The organism is Dictyobacter sp. Z7_2 (assembly GCF_057551105.1).
Genome location: NZ_BAAJPE010000002.1, coordinates 4,041,385 through 4,056,201, shown reverse-complemented (window position 1 = coordinate 4,056,201; position 14,817 = coordinate 4,041,385). Strand labels below are relative to the sequence as shown.

12 protein-coding genes and 1 tRNA gene are annotated in these 14,817 nt (G+C 48.7%); 4 read left to right on the top strand and 9 right to left on the bottom strand.

Features of this window, described 5'->3' with window-relative positions; genetic code table 11:
- Nucleotides 1-6: 6 nt before the first annotated feature.
- Nucleotides 7-1,392, bottom strand: a complete 1,386-nt coding sequence (locus AC27N8_RS30480; RefSeq protein WP_487072579.1) for an RICIN domain-containing protein — start codon at nucleotides 1,390-1,392, stop codon at nucleotides 7-9.
- A 253-nt stretch (nucleotides 1,393-1,645) separates the two neighbouring features.
- The gene (locus AC27N8_RS30475; protein ID WP_487072577.1) at nucleotides 1,646-3,196 is read right to left on the bottom strand and encodes an RICIN domain-containing protein; all 1,551 of its coding nucleotides are present in this window, start codon (nucleotides 3,194-3,196) and stop codon (nucleotides 1,646-1,648) included.
- A gap of 405 nt (nucleotides 3,197-3,601) precedes the next feature.
- Between AC27N8_RS30475 and AC27N8_RS30470 the strand changes: the two genes are divergently transcribed.
- Nucleotides 3,602-4,363: a PspA/IM30 family protein gene (locus AC27N8_RS30470; RefSeq protein ID WP_487072575.1), complete on the top strand. Its 762-nt coding sequence runs from the start codon at nucleotides 3,602-3,604 to the stop codon at nucleotides 4,361-4,363.
- Nucleotide 4,364: 1 nt separating this feature from the next.
- On the opposite strand, the gene AC27N8_RS30465 is transcribed toward AC27N8_RS30470, so the two are convergent.
- From AC27N8_RS30465 to AC27N8_RS30440, 6 genes are all read right to left on the bottom strand, one after another.
- Nucleotides 4,365-4,721 (bottom strand): hypothetical protein, encoded by a 357-nt coding sequence (locus AC27N8_RS30465; protein WP_487072573.1) that lies wholly within the window; start codon nucleotides 4,719-4,721, stop codon nucleotides 4,365-4,367.
- A gap of 123 nt (nucleotides 4,722-4,844) precedes the next feature.
- A complete protein-coding gene (locus AC27N8_RS30460) occupies nucleotides 4,845-6,950 on the bottom strand; it encodes a molybdopterin-containing oxidoreductase family protein (RefSeq protein ID WP_487072571.1) in 2,106 nt (701 codons plus the stop codon).
- A complete protein-coding gene (locus AC27N8_RS30455) occupies nucleotides 6,943-9,987 on the bottom strand; it encodes an exonuclease domain-containing protein (protein WP_487072569.1) in 3,045 nt (1,014 codons plus the stop codon). The genes AC27N8_RS30460 and AC27N8_RS30455 overlap by 8 nt, the downstream gene beginning before the upstream one ends.
- 78 nt (nucleotides 9,988-10,065) lie before the next feature.
- Complete coding sequence (rdgB, locus tag AC27N8_RS30450; protein ID WP_487072567.1) at nucleotides 10,066-10,662, bottom strand: RdgB/HAM1 family non-canonical purine NTP pyrophosphatase; 597 nt, start codon at nucleotides 10,660-10,662, stop codon at nucleotides 10,066-10,068.
- 102 nt (nucleotides 10,663-10,764) lie between these two features.
- Nucleotides 10,765-10,962, bottom strand: a complete 198-nt coding sequence (locus AC27N8_RS30445; RefSeq protein WP_487072565.1) for a hypothetical protein — start codon at nucleotides 10,960-10,962, stop codon at nucleotides 10,765-10,767.
- Between the two features lie 23 nt (nucleotides 10,963-10,985).
- The gene (locus AC27N8_RS30440) at nucleotides 10,986-12,149 is read right to left on the bottom strand and encodes a S41 family peptidase (protein WP_487072563.1); all 1,164 of its coding nucleotides are present in this window, start codon (nucleotides 12,147-12,149) and stop codon (nucleotides 10,986-10,988) included.
- A gap of 323 nt (nucleotides 12,150-12,472) precedes the next feature.
- Here AC27N8_RS30440 and AC27N8_RS30435 point away from each other — a divergent pair.
- Nucleotides 12,473-12,544, top strand: a tRNA-Thr gene (locus AC27N8_RS30435).
- Nucleotides 12,545-12,651: 107 nt separating this feature from the next.
- On the opposite strand, the gene AC27N8_RS30430 is transcribed toward AC27N8_RS30435, so the two are convergent.
- Nucleotides 12,652-13,173 carry a tyrosine-type recombinase/integrase gene (locus AC27N8_RS30430; protein ID WP_487072561.1) on the bottom strand — a complete coding sequence of 174 codons (522 nt, stop codon included), beginning with the start codon at nucleotides 13,171-13,173 and terminating at the stop codon, nucleotides 12,652-12,654.
- 261 nt (nucleotides 13,174-13,434) lie between these two features.
- Between AC27N8_RS30430 and AC27N8_RS30425 the strand changes: the two genes are divergently transcribed.
- Nucleotides 13,435-13,788: a mCpol domain-containing protein gene (locus AC27N8_RS30425; RefSeq protein WP_487072559.1), complete on the top strand. Its 354-nt coding sequence runs from the start codon at nucleotides 13,435-13,437 to the stop codon at nucleotides 13,786-13,788.
- A 17-nt stretch (nucleotides 13,789-13,805) separates the two neighbouring features.
- Nucleotides 13,806-14,618, top strand: a complete 813-nt coding sequence (locus AC27N8_RS30420; RefSeq protein ID WP_487072557.1) for a hypothetical protein — start codon at nucleotides 13,806-13,808, stop codon at nucleotides 14,616-14,618.
- The last annotated feature ends 199 nt before the right edge of the window (nucleotides 14,619-14,817 follow it).

The following is a 14,817-nucleotide window of genomic DNA, read 5'->3' as shown; positions in this document are numbered from 1 at the left end:
GCGATCCTATAGACCCCATTCCTGATTGGCCCACGCATTGCCCTTTGTCCATTGGATGATCTGGCCGCCGTTACTGTTAGACGAGCCACTATCATCCAGAACTTCGTTACTGTAACGATTGGTAATGTAGTAATAACCGTCGCCGGTTGACGTGACGCTCCATTCCTGATTGGCCTGTGCGTCGCGCTTTATCCATTGGATCATCGCAGTACCTTTAGTAGTGGACCAACTGTCATCATCCAGAACCTTGTTGCTGTTGAGATTCGTGATGTAATAATAGCCATCGCCCGTTGGCGTGAAAGTCCACTGCTGACTCTTTTCGCCTCCGACTGGATTAAATTGCTGAATCTTAGCACCGTTACTGGACGATTGGCCGGCTACATCTAAGACCTTGTGACTATACCTGTTAGTAATGGTGTGCGTACCAGTAATAGTCACATTCGATGGATTGGATGTCGTCGAGGGAGGGTTCGTGTTTGACGGAGCCGTATCATCCGGGCTTGCAGAGCCAACGGCAGTGTAGGCACGTACGTAGGCGACCTTCATACCAGCACCTGACTGCGTGGAGGAGCTTGCGTTGCCAGGCCAACCACCACCAATGGCGACATTAAGAATAATAAAGAAATTTTGGTCAACCGCATTCGCCCATGTAGTAGCATTCATGCCAGCCTGGTTGGAATAGACATGCCAGAACTCTTTGCCATCCAGATACCAGCGAATCGCTTCAGGAGCAGCACTACGATCAACTACGACAGTGTATGTGTGGAATCCAGCCTGACAGGTAGTGCCAGTACAGGGAGTGCTACCGCTCAGACCCTGTGTTTCATTACAAGGGCCACCAGGATCAACGCCGCAGTGCAATGTTCCATGCTCTACGTTTGTGCCATTGACGCTCTCCATCGCATCAATCTCACCAGTGCCAGGCCAGAAATCACCTGTACGTATCCGTGATCCCAGCATCCAGAAAGCCGGCCAGTAGCCCTGAGCAGCCGCTCCGGTCACGTTGGGCAACTGAATAGATGCGGTGACTTGTAATTCTCCACCTGCTGGCGCCGCGAGACTGCTGGCCTTTGTTTCAATACGACCAGAGGTCCAGAAACCATTGGAGTTAATGGCTTTTATCACCAGATTGCCGCCACCATCCAGATAAATATTGCTTCTACTGTTGGTATCATGTTCCTGCTGATTGTTGCCCCAGCCAGTCCCCTGATCAAATTGCCACTGCGAACTGACAGCTGAATTGCTTGCACCATCAAATTCATCATCAAAAATTTGATGCCAGCTTGCCGCATGAGCCTGAGGAATTTTTGCCTCTAAGATCAATCCAAAAACACACGCCAGCACAAGAAAACTCGCTGTGACAGACCAAATCAGTTGGCGCGAAATTTTCATGCCACATCCTCTCTGAAAGATTGTTGTTTTACTATAAATATCCAAAAATGACTGCCACAGAAACAATGAGGTGTCAGGAACACACTGCATATAGAGAGCGCTTTGTGACATTTATCTATAGACGCATGCAACTCTACGAAATCACTCTATAAAAACTGTATATTCTTTCACTATCAAAATCAATATTTCCAGCCCTGTGGCAGAACTTTTTAATTTTCGGCCAGAGATGAGAGTAAGATCTGACCTGACCTATTTAGGACAGACTCCATTCCTGATTCGTCTGACCACCGATCTTGGACCATTGCTGGATCAGGCTTCCATCAGCTGTCGACCAGGCAGTATCATCTAAAGCCTTGTGACTATAGAGATTAATAATATAATAATAGCCATCGTCAGCCGGCACGATATGCCACTTCTGGTTATCCTGACTTCTCCACTGTGACCATTGCTGAATCGGACTTCCATTGTCTGTCGACCAGTCAGTATCGTCCAGAACCTTATTGCTATTCAGATTCACAATATAATAATTATTATTACCCAGAGGCAAAAACACCCATTGTTGACTTGTCTGTCCCTCTACCTTATCCGCCTGTTTGATCTTAGCGCCGCTATTCATTGAAGAATCCACCACATCCAATACTTCATGACTATGGCGATTCGTGATCATATGGTTACCCGCTAAAGATCCATCAGCAACCGGCGTTCCTGAGCTCACAGTAGGAGTTGGCGTCGGCGTGTCTGTCGGCGTCGGCGTCGGCGTATCTGTCGCTGTCGGCGTCGGCGTCGGCGTATCTGTCGCTGTCGGCGTCGGTGTATCTGTCGCTGGTGGCGTATCCGTGGTTGGTGGCGTCGGCGTCGACGTATCCGTTGCTGTCGGCGACCCAGTATTCACGACGCTCGTATCAGAAACATCAGCCGAGCCATCAGACGTGAAGGCACGTACATAATCGACCAGCATACCAGCGCCAGACTGCGTGGCAGAAGTAGTAGAACCCGGCCATGCACCACCAATCGCGACGTTCAGAATCACAAAAAGCTTTTGATCAACGGCGTTGGCCCAGGTAGTGGCATCCATACCTGGATTGTTAGAATCGACATGCCAGAACTCAGTGCCATCCAGATACCAGCGAATCTCCTCAGGAGAAGTGCTCCGATCGACAACAACCGTGTAAGTATGGAAACCACCCTGACACGTTGTCCCCGTACAAGAAGTATGCCCACCGATACCACCCTTCTCGTTACAGGGGCCACCCGAATCGACACCACAATGCAACGTTCCATATTCTACATTCGTGCCATTGATACTTTCCATCGCATCAATCTCACCTGAGGCAGGCCAGGAGCCTCCGGTACGCATACCCGATCCCATCATCCAGAAGGCGGGCCAGTACCCTTGAGCCTCAGTTCCAGTCACATTGGGCAATTGAATTGAAGCGGTAATCTGCAATTCACCGCCCACCGGAGCAGCAAGATCATCCCTCACCGTCTCGATGCGCCCGGAGGTCCAGGAGCCATTCGAGTTAATCGGCTTGATGACCAGATGACTGCTACCATCTTGATAAATATTGGTCGTACTATTGGTATCAGTCTCCTCCTGGTTATTTCCCCAGCCAGTCCCCTGATCAAATTGCCACTGCGAACTGACAGCTGAATTGCTTGCACCATCAAATTCATCATCAAAAATCTGATGCCAGCTTGCCGCATGAGCCTGAGGAAATTTTGCCTCTAAGATCAATCCAAAAACACACGCTAGCACAAGAAAACTCGCTGTGACAGACCAAATCAGTTGGCGCGAAATTTTCATGCCACATCCTCTCCGAAAGATTGTTGTTTTACTATAAATATCCAAAAATGATTGCCACAGAAACAATGAGGTGTCAGGAACACTCTGCATATAGAGAGCGCTTTGTGACATTTATCTATAGACGCATGTCCCTCTATGAAATCACTCTATAAAAACTGTATATTCTTTCGCTATCAAAGTCAATATTTCCAGCCCTGTGGGCTAGTATATTGTCATTCGATTCCTACCTTTTTACAATAGATTGCCGAAATTACCACAAAAAAAGGATTGGACGCCGGGGAAAAGAAGGCCAAAAAGAAACAACGTATGGTATGATAACAGAGAAAAAAGCAACGATTTTCCTCTGGCATCGTATATTGTTGCAGGATTATATAGATCCTATTCTGTTGGTAATAGGAGGGAATTATGGGAATATTTTCTCGGCTCGTCAATCTCTTTCGTATGCGAGCCAGTTCAGCGCTTGACAAGGTGGAAGACCCTGGACAAGTTATGGATTATTCATATGGCAAGCAGCTCGAACAACTGCAACAGCTCAAACGCTCTATCGCGGACGTCGTGACGCAGGAAAAACGTCTTGAACTCCAACAATCGCAGCTCAAAGAGAAGCTTCGCACCTTAGATAATCAAGCGAGGCAGGCGCTTCAGGCCAATCGAGAAGATCTCGCACGCCTGGCATTACAACGCCAGGAGACAATCGTATCTCAGCTCAATAATTATGAGCAGCAGATTGCTCAGCTCAAGGCGCAGGAAGAGAAGCTGATCAATATGGAGCGCAGCGTTTCTGGACGCGTGGAGGCGTTCCGCACACAAAAGGAGATGGTCAAGGCTCAGTACAGCGCAGCGCAGGCGCAGGTAAAGATCAACGAGTCGCTAACAGGCATCTCGCAAGAGATGACCGAGATGAATTCGGCGATGCAGCGTGCTCAGGATAAAGTGCTTAACATGCAGGCACGCGCCAATGCGATGGATAGCTTGATCGAGCAGGGGACAATGGAGGAACAGGGACTCCTCGGTGCTGGCGGTGGTGATACACTCGAACGTGAGTTGCAGCATATTAGCGCCCAGCAAAATGTCGATGCCCAATTGCAGGCGATGAAACAACAACTGCAACTCGAAAGTCCAGACAGTCCACAAAAACAAATTAAAGGGCCAGCTACGGAATCGTAGACTAGCCCTTTTTCTGCTCCTTATCCTTGAGTGCCTTTGCCTTATAGTAGGACTTAGGCTTCGGACGACGCTCAGTATCTACATAGGCTGCCGGAGCAGCATCCTCACGTGCAGCGATTTCAACATCGTCTCGCTCACTGATTAATTCTTGTAAATCATTGTATACATTGTAGTTATCGAGCGTCTCGGGCACTCGTAACATGTGGCGTAACACCTGTACCTGCGAGATACTGGTGCGATCGTTTCTAGCAGGAGCAGCCTTTTTCAGCAACATCTCAACCAGATCCATGCTATCATCATGTGCCCCAATGCCTTCAAGTCGCTCTTTCACTACCAATAATTGCTCATATAAATTCATCAGTTACTCCCCTCGTAAATAGCAGACCACAAAGAATCCGCTTAAGGCTATGGTAACATAGAGCGTAAAACGCGTCAAATTGATCAAGACCACATGGCTACATGACATGTCTTCTCAAAGAGATCAAAGCGCAGCGGGGCTGACGGAAACGAGGTTAGTATAGAAGGTGCTTCCTCCATTGAAGTCGGCCAGGCGATCGGAGGTGGTCCAGTTGACGTTACGCTGATCGGGACTAAACTTCGGCCACCAGACGGTCGTCGTCGCCAGGACACCGGGCCGCACGTCTTCAGAGAGCTCGGCCACCAGGCGACACCAGCCACGTTCGTTGCTTACGTGGACAAGCTGTCCGCTGCGGATACCACGCAATTCAGCATCGACGGGATTGATACGCAAGGTTGGCGTGCGTTCCTTCGCGATCATGCTATCCTGGTTGGCAAAGGTTGAGCTGATAAAATGATGTGCCGCCGGACACAATAACGGCAGGCGCTCATCTTTCAACGCTGGCTTGAGAGGTTCCGGCCGCGTCTCAACCTCCGGCTCCCATCCTGGAACAGGATCATAACCTTGCGCCGCCGCCTGAGCGGAATACAATTCTACCTTACCAGAAGGAGTACGAAATATACCGTTCTTAAAAGGAACGCGTTCCTCCTCCGGGATCACGAGCGGAATAGACCCCTCTGAGCGGAGACGCTCCAAGGTTATCCCTTGCAGCATCGCTTGATCTCTCGCCGTAGCCTGCAAAATCTCATCAATGACCGCTTCAGCATCGCCGGTCAGCCACGTATCCTCAAAGCCCATGGCACTCGCCAGAGCACGCATGACATCCCAATTGCTGCGCGCCTCTCCCAACGGAGCAATCGCAGGAGTATTATATTGCAATGTCAGATGTCCATAGGGCTTATGTAGGTCCGCATGCTCTAGCTGACTGGTGGCGGGCAGAATAATGTCCGCATAGCGAGCGGTATCGGTCTCAAAGAGCTCATGAACCACCGTAAAGAGATCCTCACGCAGTAGTCCTTCAACCACTTTGCTGGCATTGGGGGCTGAGGCTACGGGATTGGCATTGTAGACGTAGAGCGAGTGGAGCGCTGGATCGGCTTCGCCGGTCAATAATGCTCCCAGACGATTCATGTTCAGAGTACGTGGAGCTGGCGGACAGCTGCTCTCGCTCTCATGACCGACCGCCTGCTTGTCCCAGGAGAGCCAATCGCTTGTGCTATACATCAGCCCGCCACCGTCCACACCATAAGCGCCAATCAGAGCCGGCAAGCAGGCCAGAGTGCGCACCGTCTGGCCGCCATTCGTATGTCGGTTAATGCCATCCGAGATGCGTAGCAGGGCCGGCCTGACAGTGGCATACGATCGAGCCAGATCGATGATTACCTCGGGAGCCAGACCGGTGATCTGAGCAGCTCGCTCTGGCGGAAATTGCAGGATGCGCGGCAAAAGTTGCTCCCAGCCCAGCGTATGTTGAGCGATCCAGGCAGCATCATGCAAGCCCTCAGAGACCATCACATGCATCATCGAGAGCGCCAGAGCGGCATCAGAGCCGGGCAGCGGCTGAATATGTTGATTGGCAGAACGCGCCGTCAGTGTGCGAATAGGATCAATCACCACAATGCGGGTCCCATTGCGCTGAGCTTCGCGCAGAAAAGGCATCAGATGAGGAGAGGTGCTGGCTGGATTGCTTCCCCAGATCAGGATAAGCTTACTCTTGACGATGTCTTCAGGAGAAGGTGCCAGACGACCACCGATGGTAAGTGCTACCGCTTCTTCAGCCGCATAGCCACAGATAGCCCGCTTCAAGCGACTGGCTCCCAGACGATTCCAGAAGCGTCCATTCGTGACACTCCCCTGGACAAGTCCAAGCGTGCCAGCGTAACTATAGGGGAGGATAGATTGCGCTCCATGCTGCGCGATAATCTCCTGCCAGCGTGAAGCGATCTCCGCAATTGCCTCATCCCACGAAATGCGCGTGAATTGTCCACTCCCCTTTGGCCCGCTGCGACGCAGAGGATAAAGTAAACGCTCGGGATGATAGACACGCTCCAGATAGCGGTTCACTTTGGCACAAAGCCATCCCCGCGTCACAGGATGATCCGAGCGGCCACGCACGCTCACCGCACGTCCCTGCTCGTCAACCAGCGTCTCTAAGGCGCAGGTATCAGGGCAATCATGTGGACAAGCCCCATGAACCATGCGTAAGTTCTGACGCTCCTGATTAATCATCGGTCTGCCATGCTCCTTCGGCCGTCAGCCAATCGAGGATAGTATCGGGCATCAGCGAGACCGCATCTTGCCTTTGTGAGCAGCGCGGGAGGCTGTGCAGAATGGTCGCTCCATATTCTTTTGAGGTCACGCGGCGATCAAACAGGACAACCGAATTGCGTGCCTTTTCGCCCCACATCAAGTGATCGAGCACGCGACGCAGGCGCAAGGTGGCAATAGGCACGGTCAATTGATGCAACTGATCGGAATATTGCTCGGCGCGGGCGGCGATGGGCGGATCGTTGAGGACCGGCATCGGCAAACGAGCGATAAACAAGCAGGTCGGCTGCTTATTGATATCATCCATCGTATCCCAGAAAGAGCCGGTGCCGAGCAGGATCACCCGCTCCTGCGATTGAAAGACCTGCCATAATTGACGCGGCGATCCATCCGCGCCCTGTCCCAGCACGAGGATGTTGCGCGCTTCGAGAATGGGCTTGATGGATGTATAGGTGCTTCTCAGGGCGGCGTGCGATGTGAAGAGTGCTACGACCTGACCTTCCATGGCGGTTGCCAGGTTGATTAATGCCTCGTCAAGATGGCGCTGATACTGTGGCGCGTTCGGTTCCGGCACATCATCAGGAAGATAGATCAGCGTTTGCTCATGATGCTCGGCAATCACCGAGCAGACCGGCACGTCGTCATGTTCAAAGCCCAGCCGCTGACGTGCAAAGGCAAAGGAGCCATCCACAGACAGCGCGGTGCCCGCGAAGATGTTACTGACATCATCCTTGAGCAAAAAGCGCCGGAGCAATGTAGCTGGCTGCACGACCTGCGAGTAGACAGTAGGCACTGGCTCGGATGGCATATGCGGCTCGGATGGTCGGTTGTATTGTGCAGAGGCCAACACGGGTGGTGGCATGCGCAACCAATAGACCGAGTCGTTCTCGCTATGAGATAACGCTTGCTGGATCACAGATAGCATTTCAGTCAATTGATAAGCGGCATCGGCCAGCTCGGCCGCAACCGAACTATCCTCGCCACTGGTCTGCGTCCCGCGACGACGACCGCTCTGGGTACCTAAAATAATCTTTTCGGCCTCATTCGCCAGCGCGACAACCGTCTGAAGGCGGTGCAACGCCTGCTTCCAGGTCTCCTCGGTCTCATTCCAGGCGCTCAGATGGCGTGTGTTACTATTCAAGCGCAATGGCTGATCTGTACGCTCACGTGCATGAGAGCGGTTAGCGTTCTCGCCACGTCCCTTATCGCGTCCGCTCTGCTGATTAAAATCTTCTACTAGACCAGCAAAAGAGAGAAATAATTTCTCGGCCGCATTGCTGGCCTGCTTCAGACTTTGAAACCAATGGAGCAAGCGCGTATCCAGTTCGGATTTCGCCACCGTCGGAGTCTTTGACAATCCGCCCGGCCCATTCTCGCGCAACAGAGGAGCAGCAAGCGCCAGCAGGCCCTGATAGCGTCCTTCAGGCAATTCTGCCCCGATACTATATAGGATGCGCAGCAGGCGTACCAGATCGACCTCAGCGCCACCCCAGCGCATATTCTCCTCCTCGATAGCATCGGCATCCAGGATCAAACGTCGATCGATCGCAGAGAGAAGCGAGCGAGGCAGTGAAAGATCATCCAGTAGACCCTCATGTGTCGTCACAATGATCTGGGCGGCATTCACGCGCTCTTCGGCCAGTTGCACAAAGCAGTAACCTTTGCGACGATAGGTACAGCGTTGATAGGTTGTCTCAAAGCGTGCATCCACCGAGCGCTTCTGCTCAAAGCCGGATGAGATCCGCTCCCAGGCCGACATCTCCTGCTGGAGGAGCGTCAACTCGCTACGCTCGCCGTGGAGCGTCTCATGCGTCCACAGACGCAGCTTGGCCAATCCGCGCGCCTGCTCGGCTGTCAACTCGCCACTCGTCCGACGCATAGCCGCGCCAAACCAACGATGCGTACATAAGTAGCCACCGTGCTCGGCAAGATAGGCTGTCGGCAGATGAGAATCGAGGGCACGCTGCAAGTTCGGCAAGATCGTCCCGGTGAGACGTCGCGCATTCTGCTGATTAGAACAGGCAATTACCAGGCGTCTAGGCTCCGTGGACTCCTCTGAAGAGCCCGCGACCAGCCACTCAAGCGCGGGTAACAACGCCGGGACATAGTCATGTCCGCCAACGGTGAGTTCCAGGAGCAATGGAGAGCGCTCCTCTAACGATTGACGAATGGCCGCTCGCGCAGCAGGATTGACGATCGGCAATGGCTCATGAGATCCAGCTTGCTGCTTTGGGGAGGTTGTATCGACGGGAGTGAGTGCTTTGGCGGGAGCAGCTTCAGCCTCCTGCGGCTTGCCTACCGCGAAAGATAAGACGCGTGGGTCCATGCCCAGTTGAGCCGCAAAGCGATCTCCCAAACTGCCACGAGAAAGCGTCCCAAACACGCCCTCCTCCTCCTGGCGCTCGCGGAGTACCTGACGGAAAAAGTGGAGCAATGGCCACGAACGTGGAGCATCGAGATGAGTGAGGTCATTGAGCACATCGAGATCGACCGCCAGCAGGCGCTGATGCAGCGAGACAAAGACATCCATCGCCAGCACAGTATCCACCATAGCGCGATGACGATCCTCAGGCACGCGCACACCTAACGTCTCCGCCACCTGACCAAGATTATAGCTCACCTGCGATGGCAACAATACAGTAGCCAGTTCAAAAGTATCAATCAGCGGATTGGTACGAGCCAGGCCACGCATACGCAGAAAGCCCACATCAAAGGGGATGCTATGTCCGACTATAGGAAAATCACCCAGGAAGTATTGCAGTTTTTTGGCCACGGCCGCAAAGGGAGGCGCTCCCACCAGCAGGTCAGGGGTAATACCGGTCAAGCGTTGGACGCGGTAGGGAATCGAGCGACCAGGCGTCACAAATGTCTCAAATGTATCAATAACTTCGGTTCCCTGAAACTTCACAGCTGCAATCTCAAGGATCGTATCTTGCTCAGCATGCAGGCCGGTCGTTTCTAAATCAAGGGCAACACGAATAGCAGATCTCTTCGCCATACAATCTTTGTTCCTCACGTCTCACTCGACTACTTTTAATCAATATTATCCCAGACACCAACGTGGGAGAAGAAGAAATTAAGGCCAGTTCTCAAGCAGACTGCGAGCTTTCACCGCCGCTAATCCACGATGACTGATCCTATTTTTATGTTCTGGCGAAATCTCAGCGGTAGTCTTGCCCAACGCAGGGACGTAGAAGATAGGATCATACCCGAACCCATTTGTTCCTCGAGCCGTATCCGTAATCAGACCTTCAATCGTCCCCTCAACGCTCTGAAGGAAGCCCGAGGCTGGATCAGCCACACTGATCACACAACGGAAGCGAGCGGTACGCTGCTCTGGAGGAACATCGCGAAGGCGCTCAAAAATAATGCGGAAACGCTCCTCATAAGGAGTATTAACCCCGGCGAAACGAGCAGAATACACACCGGGCTCACCTCCAAGAGCATCAATCTCCAGGCCAGAGTCATCAGCGAGAGTGAGTTCGCCCGCAGCACGCGCGTATGCCAGGGCCTTTAATTCTGCATTCGCCTGAAAAGTGGTACCAGTCTCCTCGACATCGAAATCTATCTGAAGATCGCTGAGCGAACACAGTTGATACGGCAGATCCGCTAGCATCGCTCGATACTCTTCCAACTTATGACGATTCGTGGTTGCAACCAATAGAACGCGCATACAAGACTCCAAACTAGCAGAAGCGAAACATTTTGACCCATTGTAGCATACCGCGGTAGCGTTGTCGAGGCAAAAAGCTACGAGCAGCATAGCCGCTTGATCTTACTTTCGACGGCTATTTTGATAGAGGTAGACAGCCAATCCGACCAGACAAAAAATCATCAGGACAGCGAAGCCTGAAATAAAGGTATGATAGACATCACCGACAAACAAGCCAAAGCCTATTCCAAGTGCAGCACACAAGACCAGTCCAACAAGTGGATTCTGCCTGGAGCGATTATCTTTAACATCCTGCCTCATACACACTCTCCTTCTAAAGTCAGTCAGACGATAGTAGCAAGCCAACCAACAGCTTCCTGAAGCACTGGATCATCATCGGTATCTAACTGTGTCCAATCAATCTGTACTGGATAATCTGGCACAAGGGGACCTCCATACGTTTGGCCTGATCTATCAGCTCCGATATGGGTTGTCAGAAGTATCATGGCTCCATCGCTTAGCTGATAATTATCGTTGCCTGTAGGCACACCAAATGTTGGCTCCCCAAAACTACTCATTTGTGGACGCCCACGAAATGCGAGTGCCACAAATTCCCCGGCACTCGTCGTAAAAAAACTGGTCAATACAGCGACAGGAGATCTGGGATGTTTAAGTTCATAGGGATCTTCCACTTCATCAATCACTCCTCTTGGTTCCGCAGTGACTTTACCCTGATGATACATCGCCTTGAATGTTTCTCCTGGTGCCACAAAAGAGACGATCTCTCCATCACCTAAAATGGGACCAATTCCTGCCCACATCGGCCACATACTTCCACCGATATTGTGACGTATATCAATAACCCAACCATGAATAGCTCGTTGATCAAGCTCGCGAATAATGTGCTGAAGGGTCTTTGCATAGGTTTTTCTATATGCTGGATCACCACCAGCCAGAAGCCCGGGAAGATAAAGGTAGCCTATATCATTAGCAAGTCGCCGTCCCCGAGGCAGCCAAAGTACTTCATAGGAATCTACTTGCAAGTTCACCTGATAGAGTGATCCTCCTGAGAATGGCTCAATAGTTAGATCAAATTGGGTAGTGCTCGGTATCTTTCGATATTGTTCCATAGTCAGAGAAGAAAATAGCTGGCCATTGATTGTTTTAACACGATCACCAACGTGTACATGCGCGTGCTCAGCCGGGCTACCAGGATCAATCATCGCAATGACACCTTCTGGAAAGGTCATGTACACCCCTGAACGTTTTATCTTGCCTCCATTGAGTAGCAGTTGTTGCTCCGGACGGCGAAAGAAGCTATGACGATCCCCCAACTGCTTCAGTGCCTGCTCGATAGCTGGATAGGTATCGGCAGGTTGTTGTGCCTGTGCTGCAAGTTCAGAAACTTCCTGGCGTAGTTCTGGCCAATCGATCAAATCTCTCCTGACCGAGTAGGTCTGCATTATATCCAGAGCTTTGTTCAGATATAGTAGAGCTTCTTCTGTCATGGCTCCCTCCATATTTCAAATTCCTTACACAGTCCATTGTGTACGATAATTAATCTAGCACATCACTTGCCATATATTTACGTTCCGATGCATTTCTTCCAAAAATATTATAAGCCACTATGGATTATCATGCAATAATAAAAACAAACACTGTTTAGAAATCTTTTGAGGCTAAAACCTGTTATATGGAAAGCGACAAAATTTCCAGCGGAGGGAAATTTCTCTAAAAATAGCCTTGACATGGTGCGGCTTTACATGTATAATCGGCAGTGTTAAGAGAAGCTATCTGCTAGCAAGCAGAAAAGCGCTCAAAGCAGCACCCAGCCGATGTAGCTCAGGGGTAGAGCAACGCTTTCGTAAAGCGTGGGTCGTCGGTTCAAATCCGACCTTCGGCTTTTCTTTTTGCCCAAAACCTCCATGAAGTGGCTTTATTACTCGCTTCATGGAGGTTTTATTTTTGCTCAAGTAGAGCTAGTATAGCAACTCTGTAGCAACCAAATTTTTAGCTCTCTGTTTCGTCCGTTGGCTCCTCCCCATTTTCCAATCCATTATCCTTGGCCTCATCATGGTTTTTCTTCCGTTTCATAAAATTTTGGTCCACCCGCTCAATGGCATCCTCTTGCATCGTAGGTACCATATGCGAGTAGATATCCATAGTCATACTGATTTCACTATGCCCAAGTATCTCTTGAACTATCCTAGGATTAACTTTCATTTTAAACAGCATCGTTGCAGTGCTATGCCGCAGATCATGAAAACAAATATCTCGTAATCCTGCTTTTTCAAGCAATTTCTTTAGTTGAAAAAGTGCGTTATGATTCGGCCCAAGAAATGTACCATTAGCGGAACAGAAGACATAATCATGTTCTTGCCACAAGTTCCCAGCTTTCTGTCTTATGATTGCCTGTTTTCCTTTATGTTGTTGAAGAGCCTCAACAGCAAAGCTTGTAAGTACAATGCTTCTACGACGTCTCTTTGTTTTTTTCTCTGCTTCTATATAACCAGATCCTAGCTCAACAACCATCTTTGTTGGAACACGGCTAAGAATACCACAAACCCGGAAACACAATACATACGACAATAAAAATTTATTGATCCGTTTTTATCATTCATATACTTAAAATTCGTTAAAACAAAAAAATATTCAGAAAATCACAGCCAATCGAAAATAAAAAAAATCGTAAAGCATGTTAGATATAAAATAAGCATAAAAACTTGATTTTCCTTCTTATATTTATGTATAATACAATAAACTATACTTCATGGGTATAAGGAGAAAATACATATGATATATGGCATTGATGGTGACAAAATGGGAAGAGAAATAGAAGCTTTTTTTATTAAAAATGACATGGCCAAGCTAAGTGACTTTAGTACTAAAATCACTAATGCAATTAACGAAATAGAAAAAATTGTGTCAAATAACAACGGAATCTTGATATTTGCTGGGGGTGACAGCATTTTATTTAAAGGTGATTTCGATGACGAGATATGCAAATTGCTGCTCAACATATTTGTTCAAAAAACGGGGAGAACAGCATCAATGGGAATAGGGACATCAGCAACAGAGGCATACCTCGGCCTTAAGTTAGCGAAGGCTGAAGGCGGGGGAAAAATTGTTACCTATAAAATGAGTTAATTAGAAAGATTTTCATTATGACTCGTACTCTCCTTTTATTCGTAATGTCGCCAGGCATCGGTGCATATATTAACACTATGGCGCATGTAGTAAATACTATTAATATTGATAGAATAGTTTTTGTCAACATTGTTGACTCTCAATCCGGTGAAGATGAACAAATTAATTTTGCTGATTTCATAGGAGACTCTTTAAGACATACTTTAACCGATTTATTAGATGGTAACTATAATGAAAATAGATCAGGGAAAATAGTAACTACTCTAACTCCTGAAGCAAAAGATTTTGAACCATATAAAAAAATCCTGAACATATTAAATACATTTCACAGTATTGAAACCGTTAACTACCAATTTTTAAAAGATGATTTACAGGCATTAAAACATGCTTACGGGGAAAATGTCATCATCGATATATCTGGTGTATCTAAAAGAGTAAGTATAGATATATTAACTGCATGTCTAGCTATTGAAATACAAAATGTTTCTTTATTTGAACTAAAAATCAAGCCACAAGGAGCTGATACTTTTTATCATAAACTATTAAACACACCTAATTTTCAATACTTAATATTACCAAATTGGAAACCATTGATAGGTAATATTGAATTCTTTTCTGCTCAGCAAAATCGTAAAAAATTCAGAAGAGTAATTATAGCGATAATAATTTCTTTCACATTAGTTGTAATTCAGCAATGGGTTCAATCAACACTTGGACCAAATAATAATTTAAGTTGGCTTCTAATAATTGCAATAGGAGCAGTAGAGCTTTTCGGAGGTATAGGTCCTATAATAGACTCATGGGGCGGCTTAAAATTTTTTAAGAAATGATAAATAAATTACTAGTCATCGATGGCGCGAAAATTATTAAATGGAATATTGTTTGGATCGCCAGGTTAACCTTTTTAATCTGTAGTATTATGGCTTTTATTATCGGCATTATCGTTTATAATAATATGACCACACGAGCTGAAAATAAATTGAAAACCAAAGTTTATTGCTATACTGTAGCAATAAATGTAGCAACCCA

Bases quoted from the DNA above. Each gene is read 5' to 3' on its own strand.
- AC27N8_RS30480 (WP_487072579.1), bottom strand. From the start codon at position 1,392: ATGAAAATTTCGCGCCAACTGATTTGGTCTGTCACAGCGAGTTTTCTT.
- AC27N8_RS30475 (WP_487072577.1), bottom strand. From the start codon at position 3,196: ATGAAAATTTCGCGCCAACTGATTTGGTCTGTCACAGCGAGTTTTCTT.
- AC27N8_RS30470 (WP_487072575.1), top strand. From the start codon at position 3,602: ATGGGAATATTTTCTCGGCTCGTCAATCTCTTTCGTATGCGAGCCAGT.
- AC27N8_RS30465 (WP_487072573.1), bottom strand. From the start codon at position 4,721: ATGAATTTATATGAGCAATTATTGGTAGTGAAAGAGCGACTTGAAGGC.
- AC27N8_RS30460 (WP_487072571.1), bottom strand. From the start codon at position 6,950: ATGATTAATCAGGAGCGTCAGAACTTACGCATGGTTCATGGGGCTTGT.
- AC27N8_RS30455 (WP_487072569.1), bottom strand. From the start codon at position 9,987: ATGGCGAAGAGATCTGCTATTCGTGTTGCCCTTGATTTAGAAACGACC.
- rdgB (WP_487072567.1), bottom strand. From the start codon at position 10,662: ATGCGCGTTCTATTGGTTGCAACCACGAATCGTCATAAGTTGGAAGAG.
- AC27N8_RS30445 (WP_487072565.1), bottom strand. From the start codon at position 10,962: ATGAGGCAGGATGTTAAAGATAATCGCTCCAGGCAGAATCCACTTGTT.
- AC27N8_RS30440 (WP_487072563.1), bottom strand. From the start codon at position 12,149: ATGACAGAAGAAGCTCTACTATATCTGAACAAAGCTCTGGATATAATG.
- AC27N8_RS30430 (WP_487072561.1), bottom strand. From the start codon at position 13,173: ATGGTTGTTGAGCTAGGATCTGGTTATATAGAAGCAGAGAAAAAAACA.
- AC27N8_RS30425 (WP_487072559.1), top strand. From the start codon at position 13,435: ATGATATATGGCATTGATGGTGACAAAATGGGAAGAGAAATAGAAGCT.
- AC27N8_RS30420 (WP_487072557.1), top strand. From the start codon at position 13,806: ATGACTCGTACTCTCCTTTTATTCGTAATGTCGCCAGGCATCGGTGCA.